Here is a 304-nt window from a genome sequence, read left to right on the forward strand (position 1 = left end):
GGTTCATCTATTGTTTTTGGAGCAACACCGATAGCTTCACCTATTGCTTCTGCAAGTTTTTCAGTATTTCCAGTTTTTGAATAATATCTTATTGCAATTTTCATTTTAAAACCTTCCTTGAATTGTATTACTACTCACAAACCCAACTAATTAACTCATTAATTTGGCTTTGTTGGTCGTCTTTACTTTCAAATCCTTTAGGATCATTGTTTTCACTACACATAACATTTTTGTGAGCACCAAATCTTAATACTCCAAATTCAAATGCGACATGTTCAGCTACAGGTGTGTAATCTGCTTCTCC

This window comes from Methanobrevibacter sp., from assembly GCF_030539555.1.
GTDB lineage: Archaea > Methanobacteriota > Methanobacteria > Methanobacteriales > Methanobacteriaceae > Methanocatella.